The 236-nt window shown below is 64.0% G+C and carries 1 protein-coding gene; it reads left to right on the top strand.

The genetic code is table 11. The annotated features are described in order from the left end of the window. Window positions 1–161, top strand: a 161-nt coding sequence (locus SB754_RS22935; protein WP_410784556.1) for a helix-turn-helix domain-containing protein, incomplete at its 5' end; no start/stop codon positions are given. Window positions 162–236: the final 75 nt, after the last annotated feature.

Raw genomic sequence — 236 nt, 5'->3', positions numbered from 1 at the left:
GGAAAGCCCAGGCCACCGCGGCGGCGATGGGGGTGCACGAGAACACCATCCGATACCGGCTGGGCAAGATCAAAGAGATCACGCAGAAAGATCCAACCAGCCTCGACACCTTGCTATCGGCCCGGATGGCTTTCCAGGTCCTCGACCTCTCCGGCGAGTAGCGCATATCCACCCCAACATCTGCCCCGACAGCACTCGCCGGGGGCAGACTGCCCTCGACTACCCCTGACCGGGAC

Origin of the sequence: Leifsonia sp. SIMBA_070 (assembly GCF_046534635.1) — a bacterium.
Classification (GTDB): Bacteria; Actinomycetota; Actinomycetes; order Actinomycetales; family Microbacteriaceae; genus Leifsonia.
Note: the sequence above shows the minus strand (reverse complement) of the source record. Positions and strands in the feature narration are given on the sequence as shown.